Annotated in this window: 20 protein-coding genes; 13 read left to right on the top strand and 7 right to left on the bottom strand. The window is 67.8% G+C overall.

The genetic code is table 11. The features are described from left to right. Positions 1 to 91: 91 nt before the first annotated feature. Both BM162_RS22380 and purB read right to left on the bottom strand, forming a co-directional pair. On the bottom strand, positions 92 to 256 hold the full coding sequence (locus BM162_RS22380; RefSeq protein ID WP_143096138.1) for an adenylosuccinate lyase: 165 nt from the start codon (positions 254 to 256) through the stop codon (positions 92 to 94). Positions 257 to 353: 97 nt separating this feature from the next. After that, entirely contained in the window at positions 354 to 1,661 is a 1,308-nt protein-coding gene (gene purB / locus BM162_RS10495; protein ID WP_093421417.1) for an adenylosuccinate lyase, read from the bottom strand. 124 nt (positions 1,662 to 1,785) lie between these two features. On the opposite strand from purB, the gene BM162_RS10490 reads away from it, so the two are divergent. The 3 genes from BM162_RS10490 (at position 1,786) to BM162_RS10480 (ending at position 3,220) form a co-directional block, all read left to right on the top strand. Beyond that, positions 1,786 to 2,199, top strand: a complete 414-nt coding sequence (locus BM162_RS10490) for a DUF6314 family protein (RefSeq protein ID WP_093421415.1) — start codon at positions 1,786 to 1,788, stop codon at positions 2,197 to 2,199. A 72-nt stretch (positions 2,200 to 2,271) separates the two neighbouring features. Then, positions 2,272 to 2,871, top strand: coding sequence for a biotin transporter BioY (locus BM162_RS10485; protein WP_093421413.1), 600 nt, complete (start codon positions 2,272 to 2,274; stop codon positions 2,869 to 2,871). Positions 2,872 to 3,001: 130 nt separating this feature from the next. Continuing rightward, a complete protein-coding gene (locus tag BM162_RS10480) occupies positions 3,002 to 3,220 on the top strand; it encodes a tautomerase family protein (RefSeq protein WP_093421411.1) in 219 nt (72 codons plus the stop codon). Positions 3,221 to 3,495: 275 nt separating this feature from the next. On the opposite strand, the gene BM162_RS10475 is transcribed toward BM162_RS10480, so the two are convergent. From BM162_RS10475 to BM162_RS10465, 3 genes are all read right to left on the bottom strand, one after another. Next, on the bottom strand, positions 3,496 to 4,329 hold the full coding sequence (locus BM162_RS10475; protein ID WP_093421409.1) for a hypothetical protein: 834 nt from the start codon (positions 4,327 to 4,329) through the stop codon (positions 3,496 to 3,498). Between the two features lie 170 nt (positions 4,330 to 4,499). Next, positions 4,500 to 5,906 carry a type I glutamate--ammonia ligase gene (gene glnA, locus BM162_RS10470; protein WP_093421406.1) on the bottom strand — a complete coding sequence of 469 codons (1,407 nt, stop codon included), beginning with the start codon at positions 5,904 to 5,906 and terminating at the stop codon, positions 4,500 to 4,502. 87 nt (positions 5,907 to 5,993) lie between these two features. Continuing rightward, positions 5,994 to 6,332 carry a P-II family nitrogen regulator gene (locus BM162_RS10465; protein WP_093421404.1) on the bottom strand — a complete coding sequence of 113 codons (339 nt, stop codon included), beginning with the start codon at positions 6,330 to 6,332 and terminating at the stop codon, positions 5,994 to 5,996. Between the two features lie 171 nt (positions 6,333 to 6,503). Here BM162_RS10465 and BM162_RS10460 point away from each other — a divergent pair, with 171 nt between their 5' ends. Then, positions 6,504 to 8,051: an NAD(P)H-hydrate dehydratase gene (locus tag BM162_RS10460; RefSeq protein WP_093421401.1), complete on the top strand. Its 1,548-nt coding sequence runs from the start codon at positions 6,504 to 6,506 to the stop codon at positions 8,049 to 8,051. A gap of 70 nt (positions 8,052 to 8,121) precedes the next feature. Beyond that, positions 8,122 to 9,051, top strand: coding sequence for a Gfo/Idh/MocA family protein (locus BM162_RS10455; RefSeq protein WP_177215126.1), 930 nt, complete (start codon positions 8,122 to 8,124; stop codon positions 9,049 to 9,051). Here BM162_RS10455 and BM162_RS10450 read toward each other — a convergent pair whose 3' ends face one another. Then, positions 9,052 to 9,975, bottom strand: a complete 924-nt coding sequence (locus BM162_RS10450) for a LysR substrate-binding domain-containing protein (protein ID WP_093421399.1) — start codon at positions 9,973 to 9,975, stop codon at positions 9,052 to 9,054. Between the two features lie 198 nt (positions 9,976 to 10,173). On the opposite strand from BM162_RS10450, the gene ugpB reads away from it, so the two are divergent. The 8 genes from ugpB (at position 10,174) to BM162_RS10410 (ending at position 20,705) form a co-directional block, all read left to right on the top strand. Then, positions 10,174 to 11,481, top strand: coding sequence for a sn-glycerol-3-phosphate ABC transporter substrate-binding protein UgpB (gene ugpB / locus BM162_RS10445; protein ID WP_218153084.1), 1,308 nt, complete (start codon positions 10,174 to 10,176; stop codon positions 11,479 to 11,481). Between the two features lie 77 nt (positions 11,482 to 11,558). Beyond that, entirely contained in the window at positions 11,559 to 12,443 is an 885-nt protein-coding gene (gene ugpA, locus BM162_RS10440) for a sn-glycerol-3-phosphate ABC transporter permease UgpA (RefSeq protein WP_093421396.1), read from the top strand. After that, on the top strand, positions 12,443 to 13,288 hold the full coding sequence (gene ugpE, locus BM162_RS10435; RefSeq protein WP_093421394.1) for a sn-glycerol-3-phosphate ABC transporter permease UgpE: 846 nt from the start codon (positions 12,443 to 12,445) through the stop codon (positions 13,286 to 13,288). Before ugpA ends, ugpE begins: the two co-directional genes overlap by 1 nt. A 9-nt stretch (positions 13,289 to 13,297) precedes the next feature. Then, positions 13,298 to 14,353 (top strand): ABC transporter ATP-binding protein, encoded by a 1,056-nt coding sequence (locus BM162_RS10430; protein ID WP_093421391.1) that lies wholly within the window; start codon positions 13,298 to 13,300, stop codon positions 14,351 to 14,353. A gap of 625 nt (positions 14,354 to 14,978) precedes the next feature. Next, the gene (locus tag BM162_RS10425; protein WP_093421389.1) at positions 14,979 to 16,913 is read left to right on the top strand and encodes a PrkA family serine protein kinase; all 1,935 of its coding nucleotides are present in this window, start codon (positions 14,979 to 14,981) and stop codon (positions 16,911 to 16,913) included. Between the two features lie 13 nt (positions 16,914 to 16,926). Beyond that, complete coding sequence (locus BM162_RS10420; RefSeq protein WP_093421386.1) at positions 16,927 to 18,246, top strand: YeaH/YhbH family protein; 1,320 nt, start codon at positions 16,927 to 16,929, stop codon at positions 18,244 to 18,246. Beyond that, on the top strand, positions 18,239 to 19,708 hold the full coding sequence (locus BM162_RS10415; RefSeq protein ID WP_093421384.1) for a SpoVR family protein: 1,470 nt from the start codon (positions 18,239 to 18,241) through the stop codon (positions 19,706 to 19,708). The genes BM162_RS10420 and BM162_RS10415 overlap by 8 nt, the downstream gene beginning before the upstream one ends. A gap of 67 nt (positions 19,709 to 19,775) precedes the next feature. Beyond that, positions 19,776 to 20,705, top strand: a complete 930-nt coding sequence (locus BM162_RS10410; RefSeq protein WP_093421381.1) for an NADP-dependent oxidoreductase — start codon at positions 19,776 to 19,778, stop codon at positions 20,703 to 20,705. 31 nt (positions 20,706 to 20,736) lie between these two features. On the opposite strand, the gene BM162_RS10405 is transcribed toward BM162_RS10410, so the two are convergent. Then, positions 20,737 to 21,129 carry a response regulator gene (locus BM162_RS10405; protein ID WP_143096137.1) on the bottom strand — a complete coding sequence of 131 codons (393 nt, stop codon included), beginning with the start codon at positions 21,127 to 21,129 and terminating at the stop codon, positions 20,737 to 20,739. Between the last annotated feature and the right edge of the window lie 75 nt (positions 21,130 to 21,204).

Here is a 21,204-nt window from a genome sequence, read left to right as displayed (position 1 = left end):
CCTCCGCGCCTGACGGGGCCAAGGTGGCAGAGCCGGCTTAACGCGCGCTTACCGCGAGCGGTGGGCGAACCGATCCGCCCGCCGCGAAGGGTCAGCCGGTGACCTGCTCGACGCAGGTGCCGGCCTCGGCGTCATAGACCATGCCCTCGGCGCAGGACGTCGCGGTCTGGTCGGTGTGCCCCGTCCAGCACGCGGCGCTGGCCGACAGCGCCGGCGCAAGCGCCAGGACGACGGCGGTAAGAAGCGTCTTGGTCATGGATACGTCCTCCTGTTTCCGGACGCCTCAAATGATAGACTGACGCAGGGGAAAGTCACCTGCGGCGGACCGTCCCGGCGGCTCGCCGCCACCTGTTTCAGCTTTCGCCGAAAACCCGAGCAAAGATCGTGTCCACGTGCTTGGTGTGATAGCCGAGGTCGAACTTTTCCTCGATCTCGGCCTCGCTCATCACCGCGGTCACGTCGGCGTCGGCCTTGAGCTCTTCCATGAAGTCCGCGCCCTGTTCCCAGACCTTCATCGCGTTGCGCTGCACCAGCGAATACGCGTCCTCGCGGCTCACGCCCTTCTGCGTCAGCGCCAGAAGCACCCGTTGCGAATGCACCAGCCCGCGAAACTTGTTCATGTTGGCGATCATGTGCTCGGGGTAAACCACCAGCTTGTCGACCACCTGCGTCAGCCGCGCCAGCGCGAAGTCCAGCGTCACGGTCGCGTCCGGGCCGATGTTGCGCTCGACCGACGAGTGCGAGATGTCGCGCTCGTGCCAGAGCGCCACGTTTTCCATCGCCGGGACCACCGCCATGCGCACCAGCCGGGCGAGGCCGGTCAGGTTCTCGGTCAGCACCGGGTTGCGCTTGTGCGGCATCGCGGAAGAGCCCTTCTGGCCCTTCGAGAAGAACTCCTCGGCCTCAAGCACCTCGGTGCGCTGCATATGCCGGATCTCGATGGCAAGGTTCTCGATCGACGAGGCGACAACGCCGAGCGCGGCGAAGAACGCCGCGTGCCGGTCGCGCGGGATGACCTGCGTGCTGATCGGCTCGGGGGTCAGGCCCATCTTCGCGCAGACGTGCTCCTCGACCCGCGGGTCGATGTTGGCGAAGGTGCCCACGGCGCCGCTGATCGCGCCGGTGGCGATTTCCTCGCGCGCGGCCAGAAGGCGGCGCTTGTTGCGCTCCATCTCGGCGTAGAAGCGGGCGAAGGTCAGGCCCATGGTCGTCGGCTCGGCGTGGATGCCGTGGGAGCGGCCGATGCGCACCGTGTCCTTGTGCTCGAACGCGCGGCGCTTGAGCGCGCCCAGCAGCCCGTCCATGTCGGCCAGCAGGATGTCGGCGGCGCGCACGAGTTGGACGTTGAACGTGGTGTCCAGCACGTCCGAACTCGTCATCCCCTGATGCACGAAGCGAGCGGCGTCGTTGCCGATAATCTCGGCCAGGTGGGTGAGGAAGGCAATCACGTCGTGCCTGGTCACCGCCTCGATCTCGTCGATGCGGGCGACGTCGAACTCCACGTCCTTCGCCTTCCACACGGCCTCCGCGTTCTCCTTCGGGATTACGCCAAGCGTGGCCTGCGCGTCGCAGGCATGCGCCTCGATCTCGAACCAGATGCGGAACTTGGTTTCCGGCGACCAGATGGCGACCATGTCGGGACGGGAGTAGCGAGGGATCATGGGAAGGCTTCCGCAGCGTCGTTGATGGGGTCGCGCGCCTCTTAGACCGCGCATCCCTGCGTCACAAGGGCTGGCGCTTCGCCGCCCGCCGCCCGATGCTGCGGCCGTTGAGATGAGAGGCAGGATGACGCTGAGGATCGAGGATTTCGAGGGAAGTTGGACCCTGTCGCGGTGCATCGAGGATCACCGCGCCGGAGCGACGGGCAGGCTCGAGGGCGAGGCGCAGGTCGCGTCGGGGCAGGGCGGGCACGTCTATATCGAAAGTGGCACCCTGCGCCTGCCGGGCCAGCCGCCCCTCACGGCCGAGCGGCGCTACCTCTGGCGGCCCGCCCCGGGCGGCGTCGCCGTGCACTTCGACGACGGCCGCTTCTTCCACCTCATGGCGCTCGACGCCCCGCACGCGACGGCGGATCACGACTGCGACCCCGACCGCTACGAGGTCCGCTACGACTTCTCCGCCTGGCCCCAATGGCGCGCGGTGTGGGAGGTGCGCGGTCCGCGCAAGGACTACCGGCTCGAGAGCCTCTACCGCCGCTGACGCGCGTGGCTCTTGCGAGCGCGCGGCAATGGGTGCAGAACCGAGCGAAACGCAAGACAATCGGAGACGGACATGGCCACGAGTTTGACGGACAGGGTGCTGGTCGAGGCGATCGGCCCGCGCGAGGGCACGGCGCTGCGCATCAAGCAGGCGGTTCTGGTGGTGCTGGGCATCGCCGCGCTGGCGGTCGCCGCCAAGATCAAGGTGCCGATGTGGCCGGTGCCGGTGACGATGGGCACGTTCGCCGTGCTCGGTATCGGCGCGGCCTACGGCCCCCGGCTCGGGCTGGCGACGATCCTGGGTTACATGCTGCTGGGCGCGGTGGGCTTCGATGTCTTCGCCGGCTCGGGCGCCGAGGCGTCGGGCCTGATCTACATGTTGGGCGGCACCGGCGGCTACCTCGTGGGCTTCGTGCTGGCCGCGGTCGCGCTCGGCGCGCTGGCACGGCAGGGCTGGGACCGGTCGGTGACGAAGATGGCCGCCGCCATGCTGATCGGCAACGCCATCATCTATGCGCCGGGCCTGCTGTGGCTGGGCCAGCTTTACGGCTGGGACCAGCCGATCCTGGCCTGGGGCCTGACGCCGTTCCTGATCGGCGATGCGCTCAAGCTGGTGCTGGCCGCGCTCCTGCTGCCCGCGCTGTGGAAGGCCGTGGGCGACGCCCGCGCCTGATCCCGCAGGACCCCGGCAATCACGAAAGGCGCGGCCCCGGCCGCGCCTATTTCTTTGCAGGTGTCCCGGCCGACAGGGACAGGACAAGCGGTGTCTGCTAGGCTGTCGCGACCCGTTGGGGGGGGCTGTCATGCCACTGATCGACATCCATGTCCTGGAAGGCGTCTTTTCAGAAGAGGAAAAGGCGCGCCTCATCACCGAGACCGCGAAGGCGTTCGGAGCGGTCGCCGGGAAAACCTTGCAGGACAACACATCGGTGCGCGTTCACGAGGTCAAGAGCGGAGACTGGGGCGGGGCCGACGGCGTCTGGACGACCGAGACGGCGCTGAAGTTGAAGAGCGGCGGATAGCGAGCCCGCCAAAGCAGGGCGCCACCTCCTCTCGCACGTGCAGGCCAGGCGACCCGACGCGCCGCGCACACATATCCCTCGTCCTCTGCCCACCGCCCGCGCGGTCCCCTGTCTTCCTCTTGCTACAAATACTCCCGCCGGAGGCACGCACGAAGGGCGTTCCGGCCGCCGGTCCGCCGCCCGCGACCGCCCCCCGGAACGCGACACGGCCCGCCGGAGGACCGACGGGCCGTGCGCGCTGAGAGCCGCCGAGGGAGAGGGGCGGCGGGAGGAAGTCAGAGGAACATCTGCAACGCCTGCGCACCGGGCATGTGCATCAGGCCGATCAGCGCGCCGGTCAGCCCCATCGCCCGCGCCGTGCCGTTGATCGAGCCGCCCGACAGCAGGTTGTACGTCATCATCCCCGCCCCGATGGGGAAGGACATGATGCACAGCGTCGAGTTCAGCGTGTAAAGGGTCAGTTTCGCCGGCAGGTTCATGCCGTTGCGGTCGGTCTCCTCGATCGCGTCGACGGGCGGCAGCGGCTGAAGCCGCATCTTCGCGCGCCGCCGCGCCTCGATCGCCTCGTGCCGGATCGCGGCCTCGGCGCCGACCGGGCGGCGGTCGACGGCGGCCTCGGCGGCCATCTGCGGCACCGCCATCGTCTGCGCGCGCTGCGCGGCCCGCCGGCGTGCCGTGGTGCCCGACGGCTCGAACCGGCGCACGGTGGGGCGCTCGACGACCGTCTCGCGGCCCGGCTCGGTGATGTAGCGGCCGCCCTTGTGGCGCCATTCGACGCGGCTGGCGGGGATGTTCAGGATGAAGTGGCGGACGATGTCGGCGCAGACCCGGAAGCGGGTCTTGGCCATCTCGCGCGGCTGCGGCGCGTCGACGGGGCTTTCCACCGCGACGCGGACCTCGTCGGCGTCCTCGGAATCAAGGCTGACGGACACGACGAGGTCGCGGCTGACGAACTGGATCTCGTCGGTGCCGATCAGGTCGGTCCGGTCGAAGGCGACGCCCTTGGCGGCCAGCTTCTTCTCGATGGTCTCGGCCAGCGCGCTGGTGGCGAGCTGGACTGTGCCCTCGTAGGAAATGACGGCGGTCGTCTCCTCGAATCTCTGAGCCATGACGCTTCTCCCGGTGGCTTTCTGCTCGAGGCCAGATTCGCCGCAAAATGCGGAAAGATTTGGGCGAGGCTTTGGCAATTCGGCTGCGGCAAGGCCTTCCGTCCGGGCGCTGAGACGAAAAAGGGGCGCCCGGTGGGCGCCCCTTCGCTGTCTCGCCGGTCCGGCGGGGATCAGCAGCTGTAGTACAGCTTGAATTCCACCGGGTGCGGGGTGTGCTCGTAGGCGTAGATCTCTTCCCACTTGAGGTCCATGTAGCCCTCGATCTGGTCGCGGGTGAACACGTCGCCCGCCAGCAGGAAGTCCATGTCCTTCTCGAGCTCTTCCATCGCCTCGCGCAGCGACGCGCAGACCGTCGGGATTCCGGCCAGTTCCTCGGCGGGCAGGTCGTAGAGGTCCTTGTCCATCGCTTCGCCGGGGTTGATCTTGTTCTTGATGCCGTCGATGCCGGCCATCAGGAGCGCCGCGAAGCACAGGTAGGGGTTCGCCGACGGGTCGGGGAACCGGGCCTCGACGCGCTTGCCCTTCGGGCTTTCCGACCACGGGATACGCACGCAGCCCGAGCGGTTGCGGGCCGAGTAGGCGCGCAGAACCGGCGCCTCGAAGCCCGGGATCAGGCGCTTGTACGAGTTGGTCGAGGGGTTGGTGAAGGCGTTGAGCGCCTTGGCGTGCTTGAGGATGCCGCCGATGAACCACAGCGCCTCGTCCGACAGGTCGGCGTACTTGTCGCCCGCGAAGAGCGGCTTGCCGTCCTTCCAGATCGACATGTTGACGTGCATGCCGGTGCCGTTGTCGCCCGCGATGGGCTTCGGCATGAACGTGGCCGACTTGCCATAGGCGTGGGCGACGTTCTGGATGACGTATTTGTACTTCTGCAGGTTGTCACCCTGGTCGGTCAGGGTCGAGAAGATCATGCCCAGCTCGTGCTGGCACGACGCCACCTCGTGGTGGTGCTTGTCGACCTTCATGCCCATGCGCTTCATCGTCGACAGCATCTCCGAGCGGATGTCCTGGCCGTCGTCGATCGGGTTCACCGGGAAGTAGCCGCCCTTGACGCCCGGACGGTGGCCCATGTTGCCCATCTCGTACTCGGTGTCGCTGTTCCAGGACGCGTCGATCGCGTCGACCTGGTAGGACACCTTGTTGATGCCGACCTGGAAGCGGACGTCGTCAAACAGGAAGAACTCGGCCTCGGGGCCGAAGTAGGCGGTGTCGCCGATGCCCGACGAGCGCAGGTATTCCTCGGCGTTGCGCGCAGTGCCGCGCGGGTCGCGGGCGTAGCGTTCGTTGGTGTCCGGCTCGAGCACGGTGCAGTGCATCGCCAGCGTCTTCTCGGCGTAGAACGGGTCGATATAGGCCGAGCCCGGATCGGGCATCAGCTTCATGTCGGACTGGTCGATGGTCTTCCAGCCGGCGATCGACGAGCCGTCGAACATGAAGCCTTCGTCCAGAAAGTCCTCGTCGACCTGGTCGGCCATGATCGTGACGTGCTGCAGCTTCCCGCGCGGATCGGTGAAGCGGATATCGACGTATTCGACCTCTTCGTCCTTGATCGTCTTGAGAACGTCAGACTTGCTCATGGTTACTCGTTTCCTTGGTTCGTTTGATGTGGGTCCCGGTGCGCGAGGCGCCCGGGTGGCGGAATGTCCCTGCGTTTCGGTGGCGCGTCAGAGCGCCTCGGCGCCGGTCTCCCCGGTGCGGATGCGGATCGCCTGCTCGACGGGCGAGACGAAGATCTTGCCGTCGCCGATCTTGTCGGTCTTGGCCGCGGCGATGATCGCCTCGACGGCGGCGTCCACCTGGTCGTCGCTCAGCACGACCTCGACCTTCACCTTGGGCAGAAAGTCGACGACATACTCGGCGCCGCGATAAAGCTCGGTGTGCCCCTTCTGGCGGCCGAAGCCCTTGACCTCGAGCACGCTCAGCCCCTGCACGCCGATGTCCTGCAGCGCCTCCTTCACCTCGTCGAGTTTGAAGGGCTTGATGATCGCTTCGATCTTCTTCATGCGCCGACTCCCTGTAAGCATGCCGTTCCCGGGTGAGACCACTTCTCATTCCGCGTCACAATTCGGTAGGGTGCGAGAGAAAGCGGCCCACTGCCGAATTGCTACGCTGTGCCGCGAAAATGTGCAAATCGCTCATTCCGTGGGCATCTTGTGAACAGGGGAGCGGCGCCGATGCCCATTTGCCTGACATCCGACCAGATGCGCGCGGTCGAGCGCGCCGCGATCGACAGCGGCCGCGTGACCGGGCAGGGCCTGATGGAGCGGGCGGGCGAGGGCGTGGTCTCGGCCATTCTCGACTACTTTCCGGCGCTCGCCGCCGTACCCGGCCGGGCGCTGGTGCTGTGCGGGCCGGGCAACAACGGCGGCGACGGCTTCGTCGTCGCGCGTCTGCTGCGCGCGCGCGGCTGGCGGGTCGAGCTGCGCCTGCTGGGCGAGGTCGCCCGGCTCACGGGCGACGCGGCGACCGCCTGCCGCAACTGGGGCGGCGAGGTCCTGCCGCTGGACGAGACGCCGGATGACGCGCTTCAGGCCGCCGACCTGGTGGTCGACGCGCTGTTCGGCACCGGGCTCCAGCGGCCCCTGTCGCCCGACCTGGCGGGGCTTCTGCACCGTGCCGCGCGGCGGCCGCTGGTGGCGGTGGACATCCTCAGCGGCATCTGCGCGGACAGCGGTCGGTTGCTGGCCGACCCCGACCGGGCGGCGCAGGCCGCGCTGACCGTCACCTTCGACGCGCCCAAGCGCGGGCACCTCATGGCCGAGGGCGCGGCGCGCAGCGGTGCGCTCGCCGTCGTGCCCATCGGGCTGGCCCGCGAGGTCGAAGAGGCGTCGCGGGACCCGGCGGTGGCCCGCTGCCCGGACGCCGCCACGCTCGACCCGCGGGCGCTCGGCAAGGCGGGGGGTGGGCACAAGTACGCCCACGGCCATGTGCTGGTCCTGTCGGGCGGGCCGGGGCGCGGCGGCGCGGCGCGCATGGCCGCGCGCGGGGCGCTTCGCATGGGCGCGGGGCTAGTGACGCTGGGCTGCCCGCCCGACGCGGTGCCCGAGAATGCCGGCCGGCTCGACGCGATCATGCTGCGCCCGGTGGCCGACGCGGTGGCGTTGGGCGAGATGCTGGAGGACGCCCGGCTCGACACCCTCTGCCTCGGCCCCGGGCTGGGCCATGGCGACGGCGTGCGCGACACGGTGCTGACGGCCCTGCGCGCCGGGCGGGGTACGGTGCTGGACGCCGACGCCCTGACCAACTTCAAGGACGATCCCGAGACGCTGTTCGCCGCGCTGCATCCCGGCGCGGTGCTCACGCCGCATCCGGGCGAGTTCGCGCGGCTGTTTCCCGACCTCGCCGGGCGGCTGAAGGGCGTGCCGGAGCACGGCCCGGCCTATTCCAAGGCCGACGCGGCGGCCGAGGCGGCGGCGCGGTCGGGCGCTGTCGTGCTGCTCAAGGGCGTGGACACGGTGGTGGCCGCGCCGGACGGACGGCTGTCGCTGCACGCGGCCGTGCGCGCGCGCGAGGTGCCGTGGCTGGCCACCGCCGGGGCGGGAGACGTGCTGGCGGGCTTCGTCGCCGGCCTTCTGGCGCGCGGCCTGCCCGCGTTCGAGGCCGCCGAGGCCGCCGTCTGGCTGCACGCCGAGACCGCGCGCCGCTTCGGCCCCGGCCTGATCGCCGAGGATCTGCCGGAGACGCTGCCGGCCGTCCTGCGCGACCTCGCCCCGACGGGCTGACCGCCACCGCTGTTGCGCCGCCGCGGCGCGCGCGCCACAAAGGCGGCGAGGGTCGAGAAGGAGGAGTTTCATGGCCGAGCCGCTGTCCGTCGCGCTGGTGGGGATCGGGAAGATCGCCCGGGATCAGCACATTCCCGCGCTCAACGCCGATCCCGACTGGACGCTGGCCGCCACCGTCAGCCGGTCGGGCGGCGTGGACGGCGTCGAGAATTTCGCCGACCTGCCGCAGATGCTGGAAGCCCGGCCCGATATCGGTGTCGTCTCGCTCGCCGTGCCGCCGGTGCCGCGCTTCGCCATGGCCGCGGCCGCCATCGGGGCGGGACGGCACGTGATGCTGGAAAAGCCGCCGGGCGCAACGCTGGCCGAGTGCCACGCTCTGTCCGCGCAGGCGCAGGCGGCGGGCGTAACCCTCCATGCCACCTGGCACAGCCGCATGGCGCATGGCGTGGCGGCGGCGAAGGAGTGGCTGGCCGAACGCGAGCTGAAGCGCCTGCGCGTGACGTGGAAAGAGGACGTGCGCCGCTGGCATCCGGGGCAGGAATGGATCTGGCAGGCCGGCGGGCTGGGTGTCTTCGACCCGGGCATCAACGCGCTGTCCATCCTGACCGAGATCCTGCCCGCCCCGGTGCACCTGTCGCGCGCCGTGCTCGACTTCCCCGGGAACCGCGACACGCCCATCGCCGCCGAGCTCGACTTCGCCCATCCCGGCGGGGCCGAGGTGTCGGCGGTGTTCGACTGGCGGCAGGAGGGGCCGCAGACCTGGGACATCGAGGCCGAGACCGACGCCGGGACCATGCGGCTGAGCGACGGCGGCGCCACCTTCCGCGCCGAGGGCGCCGCGCCCGTCGAGGGGCCGGACCGCGAATACCCCCGGCTCTACGCCCGCATGGCCGAACTCGTGCGCGCCGGCACGTCCGAGGTCGACCTTGCCCCGATGGTGCACGTGGCCGACGCCTTCACGCTGGGCCGGCGGCGGGTGGTCGAACCGTTCGACTGGTGATCAGCGCTCCAGCCGTACGTCCGCAAGGCTCTCAACGAACGCCTCGACGAACTCCAGCGCCAGGACCGACTGCGGCGACAGGCGCGACAGCAGGATATCGAGGTTGTGCGGCACGCGCGGCCAGAACGGCCGGATGGCGATCCCGGTATGCAGGTACTCGCGCGCGTCGAGCTCGCTGACGACGGTGACGCCGAAGCCCTCGGCCACCATGCGACAGGCGGCCGAGAACTGGCGCGTCTCGACGGTCGAACGCGGCTGCACGCCCGCCTCGTCGAACGCACGCATCAGGCTGCAACAGAACGGCTCGTCCCGGCGCGCGTGGATCAGCCTCTCGCCGCGCAGGTCGTGGGGCGTGATCTCGTCGCGCGCCGCCAGCGGGTGGCCCGGCGGCAGTACGCAGACGGTGCGGACCTGCACGCGGGTGCGGGTGACGGCGGCGTGGCCCTCGAAGTCGGCGGTCAGGCCGATGTCGCAGTTCTCGGCCACGATCCAGTCGAGGATGCGCTCGGGCCGGTCGGGTTCAAGCGTGGCGAACACGCCCTCGCGTTGCGACAGGAAGCGGGCGAGCACCGAGGGCAGGTGGACGGTGGCGAATCCCGGCAGGCAGGTGATCCGCAGCCGCCCCTGCGGCTGGCCCTGCAACTCGCGCGTCAGCTTTTCGAACCCCGACAGCGCCTCGAGCACGCGGCCGGTTTCGCTGAGCAGGTAGCGCGCCTCCTGTGTGGGGACCATCGCGCCGCCGTCGCGGGCGAAAAGCGGCACGCCCACCGATGCCCCCAAATCGCGCACCAGCCGGCTGACGGCGGGCTGCGACACGCCCAGAAGCGCGGCGGCGCGGGTGAAGCTGCCGGTCTGCGCCACTGCCTGGAAGGCTTCAAGCTGGCGCACGCGGACGCCGGCGCCGGTGCGGGTGTGGTCGGTCATGCGGCGAAATCCCCGGCGGAAACGGCACCCCCTGTGTGCCGTCGCTGCTTCATAACATCAGGTTATAAACATTGTTGGAAAATTTTCATTTGATGCATCGCCACTTTGCTGGCTTTTTGTGCAGCAGCAGGTGCGGCTGCCGGCGGAACATTTCGCTCCGGTCGCGCTGCGCAGCAAACAATAAACGGGGACGTTCCGATGAAATCCACTCTTTCGATGACGGCCATGGCCTCGGTCATGGCGCTTGCCGCTCCGGCCGCCATGGCGCAGACCGAGATCAACTTCTGGCACGCCATGGGCGGCGCGCTCGGCGAGAAGGTCGAGGAGATGGCCACCGCCTACAACGAAAGCCAGGACGACTTCGTCGTCGTGCCCACCTACAAGGGCAACTACACCGAGAACATGACCGCCGCGATCGCCGCCTTCCGCGCCGGCGAGCAGCCGCACATCGTGCAGGTGTTCGAGGTCGGCACCGCCACGATGATGGCCGCGCAGGGCGCGATCAAGCCGGTCTACGAGGTGATGGAAAACGCCGATATCGAGTGGAGCAGCGACGCCTATCTGCCGGCCGTGCGCTCGTACTACTCGACCCCCGAGGGCCAGCTTCTGTCGCTGCCCTTCAACTCGTCGACGCCGGTGATGTGGTACAACCAGGACCTGCTGGACCAGGCGGGCAAGGACGTGCCGCAGACCTGGGACGAGGTGTTCGAGCTGGCCGACGCGCTGCAGGCCGAGGGCCATGAGTGCGCCGTGTCGTTCGGCTGGCAGTCCTGGTCGATGATCGAGAACTACCTGGCCTGGCACAACCAGCCCATCGGCACCCAGCAGAACGGCTTTGCCGGGTTCGACACCGAGCTGACCATCGACGAAAGCGAGGACCTGGCCAACCTGCTGCAGCGCATCGCCGACAGCCAGGAAGACGGAACCTTCGTCTACGGCGGTCGTCGCGGCGACTCGCTCCCGCTGTTCACCAGCGGCGAGTGCGCGCTGTGGATCAACTCGTCGGCCTACTACCCCGACATGGTCGAGCAGGCCGAGTTCAACTTCGGCCAGACCATGCTGCCGCTGAACACCGAGGCCGCGGACGCGCCGCAGAACTCGATCATCGGCGGCGCCACGCTGTGGGTGCTGTCGGGCCACGAGGACGCGGACTACCAGGGTGTGGCCGAGTTCTTCGACTTCATCTCGCAGCCCGAGATCCAGGCCGACTGGCACATGTCCACGGGCTATGTCCCGATCACCACGGCGGCCTACGAGCTGGCCCAGGAGCAGGGCTTCTACGACGAGAACCCGGGCACCCAGACCGCCATCGAGCAGCTGTCGCTGAACGAACCGACCGCCAACTCGGCCGGCCTGCGCTTCGGCAACTTCGTGCAGATCCGTGACGTGATCAACGAAGAGCTTGAGGACCTCTGGAGCGGCGACCAGACCGCCGAAGAGGCGCTGTCGAACGCGGCCGAGCGTGGCAACGCCATGCTGCGCGACTTCGAAGACACCAACATGTAAGACCGCGCCATCTGGCGCCGGGGGCGGGCCGACAGGCACCGCCCCCTTTTCGTTGCAACATCGGAGGATGCCGCCCCGTGCGCACCAAGAGGGTTACCTTCCGCCACCGCTGGTTACCGTACCTGCTGGTGGCGCCCCAGATCGTCATCACGGCGGTCTTCTTTCTCTGGCCGGCGAGCCAGGCCATCTACCAGTCCGTCCTGCGCGAGGACGCCTTCGGTCTGAAGACCGAGTTCGTGGGCCTCGCCAACTTCGAACGCCTGTTCAGCGACAGCGCCTACCTGGAAAGCTTCTGGACCACGATCGTCTTCAGCGCACTGGTCGCAGGCCTGTCGATGGGCATCGCGCTGGTGCTGGCCGTAATGGCCGACCGCGTGATCAAGTCGGCGCTGGTCTACCGCACCGTGCTGATCTGGCCCTACGCCGTGGCCCCCGCCATCGCGGGCGTGCTTTGGTGGTTCCTGTTCAACCCCACCATCGGCATCGGCGCTTACGCCATGGGCCAGCTCGGCTACGACTGGAACCATTTCCAGGACGGCAACGACGCCATGGCACTGATCGTCATCGCGGCGGCGTGGCGGCAGGTGAGCTATAACTTCCTGTTCTTCCTCGCCGGGCTCCAGGCGATCCCGCGCTCGCTGATCGAGGCCGCGGCCATCGACAATGCCGGGCCGTTCAAGCGCTTCTGGTCGATCCAGCTGCCGCTCCTGTCGCCGACGGTTTTCTTCCTTCTGGTCGTCAACGTCGTCTACGCCTTCTTCGAAACCTTCGGCATCGTGCACGCCACCACCGGCGGCGGTCCGGGCAACGAGACGGTGATCCTGGTCTACAAGGTCTGGCGGGACGCCTTCGAGGGCCTGAACCTCGGCTCCTCGGCGGCGCAGTCCGTGATCCTCATGGTCATCGTGATCGCGCTGACCGCGATCCAGTTCCGTTACATCGAACGCAGGGTGGAATACTGATGGTCGAACGCAGACCCGTCCTGAACTTCGTCCAGCACTTCGTGCTGATCCTCGGCGCGGCGATCTTCGCCTTCCCGATCTACCTGGCCTTCGTTGCCTCGACCCATACCGGGATCGAGGTGAACCGGGGCCTGCCGCTTCTGCCCGGCGACCAGTTCTTCCAGAACTATGCGACGGTGCTGGGAGAGGGGCTGTCGACCGCCGGCGCGCCGCCCATCGGGCTGATGCTGATGAACTCGACGATCATGGCGATGGCCATCGCGCTGGGAAAGATCGCGATCTCGCTGCTGTCGTCCTTCGCCATCGTCTATTTCAAGTTCCCGTTCCGGGTTCTGGCGTTCTGGACGATCTTCATCACGCTGATGCTGCCGGTCGAGGTGCGTATCCTGCCCACCTACGAGGTCGTGGCGCAGCTGGGCATGCTGAACTCCTATGCCGGCCTGTCCATCCCGCTCATCGCCTCGGCGACGGCGACGTTCCTGTTCCGGCAGTTCTTCATGACCGTGCCGGAAGAGCTGACCGAGGCGGCGCGTATCGACGGGGCCGGGCCGATGAAGTTCTTCCGCGACATCCTGGTGCCGCTGAGCCGGACCAACCTGGCCGCGCTGTTCGTGATCCTCTTCATCTACGGCTGGAACCAGTACCTCTGGCCGCTGCTCGTGACCACGGACGAGAGCTATTACACCGTCGTCATGGGCATCAAGCGGATGGCGAATGCCGGCGACTCGTTGCCGGAATGGCACCTCATCATGGCGACCGCGATCCTCGCGCTCCTGCCCCCCGTCATCGTGATCCTCGGCATGCAGCGCCTGTTCGTGCGCGGGCTCGTCGAGGTCGAGAAGTAAAGAGAAGACATGGCAGACATCACACTGAACCATATCCGCAAGGTCTATCCCGGCGGGGTCGAGGCGATCCCCGGCCTGTCCGTCGACATCGAGGACGGCGAACTCTGCGTGCTCGTCGGGCCCTCGGGCTGCGGCAAGTCCACGCTCCTGCGCATGGTCGCGGGGCTCGAGGAAGTGACGGGCGGCGAGATCTCGATCGGCGGGCGCAAGGTCAACGACCTGGAGCCGGCGGACCGCGACATCGCGATGGTGTTCCAGAACTACGCGCTCTACCCGCACATGTCGGTCTACGAGAACATGGCCTATGGCCTGAAGAACCAGGGCACGCCCAAGGCCGAGATCCGCGAGCGCGTGAACGAGGCCGCGGGCATCCTGGGCCTCGCGGACTTCCTCGAGCGCAAGCCGCGCCAGCTGTCGGGCGGCCAGCGCCAGCGCGTGGCCATGGGCCGCGCCATCGTGCGCAAGCCGCAGGTGTTCCTGTTCGACGAGCCGCTGTCGAACCTCGACGCCAAGCTGCGGATGAAGACCCGGGTCGAGATCCGCGACCTTCAGCAGCGGCTGAAGACCACCGCGATCTACGTCACCCACGACCAGTCCGAGGCGATGACGCTGGCCGACAAGCTGGTGGTCATGAACGCCGGCCGGATCGAGCAGGTGGGCCCGCCCATCGCGCTTTACGAGCGTCCGGCCACCAAGTTCGTGGCCGAGTTCATCGGCTCGCCGCCCATGAACTTCATCCCGGGCCATGCCGGCGCCGACGGCGTGACGATCGGGGAGGGGGTGAAGCTGGACGACCGGCCGCACCAGCACGGCGAGGTGTCGGTGGGCATCCGCCCCGAGCACCTGGTGCGCGACACCGCCGGCCCGCTGTCGGTCGACGTGCGCGTGGTCGAGCGGCTGGGCGCGTCGGGCAACGTCTATGGCTGGGTCGAGCAGACGGGCTCCGAGCTTGTCGCCAGCCTCACCGACGCCACGCTGCCTCAGCCGGGCGAGACGATGCGCATGTCGGTGGACCCGGCGATGCTGCACCTCTTCGACCGCGAGACGGGCGACCGGCTGGACTGACCCTCACGGCGCGCGGCCCGGTCGGACCGCCGCGCGCCGCCCCAAGCCAACCCGCCCGGGCCAGCGGCCCGGGCAGCGCCCGCCCGCCCCCACGGCGGACGCTTTCACGCCCACCACGTGTGGACGCTGCCCTCTTGGGACGCACCGTTCGCCACGTGCCGGCGCGTCAAACCAGATCACCTGTCGATCACTCCGCGAAGCATCCGCTGCCACAGCCTCTGGTCCGTGCGGCCAACGATTGCGCGCCGCTCGAAGCCAACCCGCCCGGGCCAGCGGCCCGGGCAGCGCCCGCCCGCCCACCAAGGCGATCGCTGCCCTTTGGGCGCACTCCATGTCCCACGTGCCGCAGCCCCGTCGCCACCGGCTTGCGGTCCGCGACGCTCCGGTCCGCCCGCGATCCGCTCACGCGGCTGTCGGGTACCTCACGCGGTGATCACACCTGACACCGGAGTGTCGCTTTCTGTAGCCAAGTCGCCCTTTGCGCGTACAATGGACGCATCAACCGCAGTCGGGTCCGTTCCGGTTACGGTCATGTGTCTTGCAAGTACGCGGGCCCGTCATAAGTCATTAATATGACTTAGCGTCAACAAGGCGCTTCGGCGCCAGCGAGGCGAGAGAGCGACACATGGACTTGTTCACGGAATTCGCGGAGGCGTACGAGCAGAGCAGAGTGGAGGAGATGTCCCTGCAGGACTACCTGCTGGGGTGCCGGGAAGACCCGAGAATGCGGGCCACGGCAGCCGAGCGGATGGTCTCGGCCATCGGCGAACCCACGCGTATCGACACCAGTCAGGACCAGCGGCTCAGCCGCATCTTTCAGAACCGAACCATCTCGCGATACCCGGCCTTCGCCGAGCTTTACGGGGCCGAGGACACGATCGAGCGCATCGTGGGCTTCTTCCGGCACGCGAGCCAGGGCCTCGAAGAGCGCAAGCAGATCCTCTATCTGCTGGGCCCCGTCGGCGGCGGCAAATCCACCATCGCCGAGATCCTCAAGCGGCTGATGGAGAAAGAGCCGATCTACGTCCTCAAGGCGGGCGAGCAGATCAGCCCCGTCTTCGAAAGCCCCCTGGGCCTGTTCGAGCGCGAACGCTTCGGCGCGGTGCTCGAGGACAAGTACAACATCCCCCAGCGCCTTCTGACCGGGCTCCTGTCGCCCTGGGCCGTCAAGCGGCTCGAGGAATTCGACGGCGACATCTCGAAGTTTTCGGTGGTGAAGCTCCAGCCGTCTAAGCTGCGCCAGATCGGCGTCGCCAAGACCGAGCCGGGGGACGAGAACAACCAGGACGTCTCGTCGCTGGTCGGCAAGCTCGACATCCGCAAGCTGGAACACTTCAGCCAGAACGACCCGGACGCCTACAGCTACTCGGGCGCGCTCAATCGGACCACGCAGGGGCTGATGGAGTTCGTCGAGATGTTCAAGGCGCCGATCAAGGTGCTGCACCCGCTTCTGACGGCGACGCAGGAGGGGTCGTATGTCGGGACCGAGAACATCGGCGCGATGCCCTACCAGGGGATCATCATTGCCCACTCGAACGAGGCCGAGTGGCAGCAGTTCAAGTCGGACCGCAACAACGAGGCGTTCCTCGACCGGATCAGCGTGGTGAAGGTGCCGTACTGCCTGAGGGCGACGGAAGAGACGCAGATCTACGAGAAACTCCTGACGAACTCGACCCTGGGCGAGGCACCGCGCGCGCCCGAGACACTGCCGATGCTGGCGAAGTTCTCGGTCCTCACGCGGCTGCGCGAGCACGAGAACTCGTCGCTCTATTCCAAGCTTCGGGTCTATGACGGCGAGACGCTCAAGCACACCGACCCGCGCGCCCGCTCGATCCAGGAGTACCGCGACGCGGCCGGGGTGGACGAGGGCATGACCGGCATATCGACCCGCTTCGCCTTCAAGGTGCTGTCCGAGACCTTCAACCACGACCCCGAGGAGGTCGCCGCCGACCCGGTGCACCTGATGTACGTGCTCGAACAGACCATCAAGCGCGAGCAGTTCCCCGAGGAGGTCGAGCAGAGTTACATGAACTTCGTGAAGGCCGAGCTCGCCCCCCGCTACGCCGAGTTCATTGGCGAGGAGATCCAGAAGGCGTACCTGGAAAGCTACTCGGACTTCGGCCAGAACCTCTTCGACCGCTACATCGCCTATGCCGATGCCTGGATCGAGGAACAGGACTACAAGGACCCCGACACCGGGCAGATGTACGACCGCGAGGTGCTCAACCAGGAGCTCGAGAAGATCGAGAAACCGGCCGGCATCTCGAACCCCAAGGACTTCCGCAACGAGGTCGTCAAGTTCGTCCTGCGCGCCCGGGCCGAGCGGTCGGGCCAGAACCCGGACTGGCGCAAGTACGAGAAACTGCGCCGGGTGATCGAGAAGCGCATGTTCAGCCATGTGGAAGACCTGCTGCCCGTCATCAGCTTCGGCGCGAAAAGCGACAGCGACACCCAGGCCAAGCACGCCGAGTTCGTCGATCGCATGGTCGCCCGCGGCTACACGCCCAAGCAGGTCAGGCGTCTGGTCGAGTGGTACATGCGCGTCAACAAGGCGGGGTGAGCCGGACCGCATCATGTCCCATTTCATCGATCGCCGGCTGAACCCCAAGGACAAGAACCTCGGCAACCGCCGTCGCTTCATCAAGCGGGTGCGCGAGCAGGTGAAGGAGGCGGTGAACAAGTCGATCCGCACGCGCGGCATCCGAGACATGGACCGCAGCGGCGAGGTCACGGTGCCCACCGACGGCATCAACGAGCCGCAGTTCCACCACGACCCCCGCGGCGGCCGGCACGAGCGTATCCTGCCCGGCAACAAGCAGTTCCGCGCCGGCGACCGGATCGAGAAGCCGCCGGGCGGAGCGGGCGGCTCCGGGCGCAAGGGCTCGGACAACGGAGAGGGAGAGGACGACTTCACCTTCGTGCTGTCCCGCGACGAGTTCCTCGACATCTTCTTCGAGGATCTCGAGCTTCCCGACCTAGTGAAGCAAACCCTGAAGGAGATCGAGACCGCCAAGCCGCGCCGCGCGGGCCTGTCGGTCACCGGGGCGCCCGCGAACCTCAATGTCGGGCGCACCATGCGCAACGCCTATGGCCGCCGCCTGGCGCTAAGGCGGCCCACCGACGCCACGGTGCGCGAACTGCGCAAGCGCATCTTCGAGCTGGAGGAGATACACGCCCCCACCGCCAAGCAGCGCAAGGAGCTGAAGGAGACGCGCGAGGAACTGGACGAACTTCTGCGCCGCCAGAAGGTCGTGCCCTACATCGACCCGCTCGACGTGCGCTACAACTACTTTGTCCCGCGCCCCGAGCCCAACGCCAAGGCGGTGATGTTCTGCCTGATGGACGTCTCGGCCTCGATGGGCGAGCGCGAGAAGGACCTGGCCAAGCGGTTCTTCGTCCTGCTTCACCTGTTCCTCACCCGGCGCTACGACCGGGTCGAGCTGGTCTTCATCCGCCACACCCACCGCGCCAGCGAGGTGGACGAAGAGACGTTCTTCTATGCCCGCGAAACCGGCGGCACGGTCGTCAGCTCGGCGCTCGAACAGATGAAGAAGATCGTCGAGGCGCGGTATTCCCCGCGCGAGTGGAACATCTATGCCGCGCAGGCCTCGGACGGGGATAACTCGCCCGGCGACTCGTCGCGCTGCATGCAGTTGCTCAACGACCACCTGATGCCGGTCTGCCAATACTTCGCCTATGTCGAGATCATCGCCGAAGAGGAGACGCGCTTCCTGAAACACGACGGTAACGGCACAGAGCTGTGGCTGGCCTATCGCGAGGTTGCGCAGGCCTGGCCGAACTTCAAGACCAAGCGGATCGCCAACCCGGCGGGGATCTACCCGGTTTTCCGCGAGCTCTTCGCCCGGGGAGGGGAGGAGGCGCAGCATGGCTGACAGCAAGCTGATCTTCGAGGGCACCGACTGGACCTTCGAGAAGCTCGACCGCGCCTACGAGGCGATCGAGCAGGTGGCGACGAAGGAACTGCGCCTCGACTGCTTCCCCAACCAGATCGAGATCATCTCGGCCGAGCAGATGCTCGACGCCTATTCCTCGGTCGGGATGCCGCTGATGTACCGCCACTGGTCCTTCGGCAAGCATTTCATCCAGCACGAACGGATGTACCGCAAGGGCGCGCGGGGGCTGGCCTTTGAAATCGTCATCAACTCGAATCCCTGCGTCAGCTACTGCCTGGAAGAGAACACCATGGCGCTTCAGGCGCTGGTGATGGCGCACGCGGCCTTCGGGCATAACCACTTCTTCAAGAACAACCACCTGTTCCGGCAGTGGACCGACCCCGACGGCATTCTCGACTACCTCGACTACGCTCGCGGCTTCATCGCCCGGTGCGAGGAACGGCACGGCGAACGGCAGGTCGAACGCACGCTGGACTCGGCCCACGCGCTGATGTCGGCCGGCGTCTTCCGCCACCGCCGCCCGCCCGACCTGTCGGCCAGCGAGGAGAAACGCCGCGCCATCGAGCGGTTCAAGGCCCAGGAAGAGGCCGTGGACTACCTGCTCGACACGTTCGAGAGGCCGCAGACCGCCGCGCCCGTGCCCGACGCGGCAAGCGAACGCCGCCGCCGCATGCACCTGCCCGAGGAGAACCTGCTGTTCTTCCTCGAACACCACAGCCCCATCCTCGAGCCCTGGCAGCGCGAGATCCTGGGGATCGTGCGCAACGTCGCGCAGTACTTCTATCCGCAGAAGCAGACGCAGATCATGAACGAGGGGTGCGCGACCTTCACACACTTTTACATCATGCACCGCCTGCACGAGGACGGGCGCATCGACGACGGCGCGATGTTCGAGATCCTGCACAACCACGCCAACGTCCTGACCCAGCCCGATTTTGATGATCCGCGCTATTCGGGCATCAACCCGTATACGCTGGGCTTCGGCATGATGCGCGACATCAAGCGCATCTGCACCGAGCCCGAGGACGAGGACCGTGCCTGGTTCCCCGAGATCGCGGGCTGCGGCGACTGGCTGGGCGTGCTGACCGAGGCTTGGGCGAACTATCGCGACGAAAGCTTCATCCAGCAGTTCCTCAGCCCCCGACTGATGCGCGAGCTCAAGCTGTTCGCGCTGACCGACGACGCCGCCGACCGCTACGTGACCGTGGACGCCATCCACGACGAACAGGGCTACGAGCGGGTGCGCGACGCGCTGGCCCGGTCGCGCGACGTGTCGATCAATGAGCCCGACATCCAGCTTGTCGATGCCGACCTGATGGGCGACCGCGTGCTGCGGATCCGCCACTTCCGCCGCGACGGCATTCCGCTGGAAGACGCTGACCGCACCGCGACGCTGGCGCATGTCCGCCGGCTATGGGGCTACGACGTGGTGTTGGAATAGGCGGTCCGGAACGGCTGTCCGCGCCTCGCGTTCCGACCCCGACTCCCAAGGGAAAAGGAACGCGAGAATGAGCACGGTGATACGCATCCACGAATTCGGCGACGCGAGCGTGCTGCGTGCCGAGGACCAGCCGGTGCCCGAACCGGGGCCGGGCGAGCTTCTGGTGCGGGTGGACGCCGCCGGCGTGAACCCGGTCGACTTCAAGATCCGCGAAGGCGCGTACCCGCTGGTGACGAAGGACGACCTGCCGTTCTCCATGGGCGCCGACGTGGCCGGCACGGTCGAGCGCGCGGGCGAGGGCGTGACCTCCTTCGACCGGGGCGCGGCGATCCACGCCATGCTGGGGCAGGGGCGCGGCGCCTATGCCCAGCACGTCATCGTCAAGTCGGACGAGGCCGCGGCCATCCCCGCCAACCTCTCGGCCGCCGAGGCCGCGTCGGTGCCTCTGGCGGGCCTGACGGCGTGGCAGGGCCTTCTGGACCACGGGCGGCTGGCCGCGGGGCAGCGCGTGCTGATCCACGGCGCGGCCGGCGGCGTCGGCCACTTCGCGGTGCAGATCGCCAAGGCGCAGGGCGCGACCGTCATCGCCACCGCGCGCGAGGAGGACGCCGACTTCCTGCGCGACCTCGGAGCGGACGAGGTAATCGACTATCGCAACCAGCGATTCGAGGACGAGACGGATGAGATCGACCTGGTCTTCGACACCATCGGCGGCGAGACGCAGGAACGCTCCTGGCAGGTGCTCAAGAAGGGCGGCGCGATGGTCTCGACCCTTGACGAGCCGTCCGAGAGCAAGGCGAACGAGAAGAACGCCCACCGCGCGCGCTTCCTCGTCCAGCCCAACGGCACTCAGCTCGAAGAGATCGACGCGCTGATCCACCAGGGCAAGATCCGCGTCGTGGTCGACCGCACCTTCCCGCTGGACCAGGCCGGGCGCGCCCACGACACGCTCGAGGGCGAGCACATCCGCGGCAAGATCGCCCTCACGGTCGGCTGACGGTCGCCTGAAGGCCCGCGCGCGCGGGGGCTCAGCCCTCCGCCCGCGCCAAGGTCGCCCGGATCGCGGTTTCGAGCTGCGGGGCGAGGCAGGGCTTGGTGACGTAGCCGCCGTGGAACCCGAGGCTGCGCACCTCGTCCACGTCCAGCCCGGTGACCGCGACATAGGGAATGCCGTGAGCGTCGAGCGCATCGGCCACGGGCCGCGCCGTTTCGCCCGCCAGTCGGATGTCGATGAGGGCCAGGTCAAGCTGGGCGTGCCGGGCCTCGATCATCTCGAGCGCACGGCCGGCATGCGCGGCGACGCCGGCCACGGTATGGCCCATCTCCTCGAGCACGGCTTCCAGGTCCATGCTGACCACTGTCTCGTCCTCGACAAGAAGTACTTCCAGGCCGGTTCGCCCGGACACTCGATCAGGCGTCACTGCCCCCTCCTGCACGTCCCCGACACCCGAAAGACACAAGACCGGCCCCCGGTTCCCGCCATCCGCGTAACAAGT

Origin of the sequence: Tranquillimonas alkanivorans (assembly GCF_900115595.1) — a bacterium.
Lineage (GTDB): Bacteria > Pseudomonadota > Alphaproteobacteria > Rhodobacterales > Rhodobacteraceae > Tranquillimonas > Tranquillimonas alkanivorans.
Note: the sequence above shows the minus strand (reverse complement) of the source record. Positions and strands in the feature narration are given on the sequence as shown.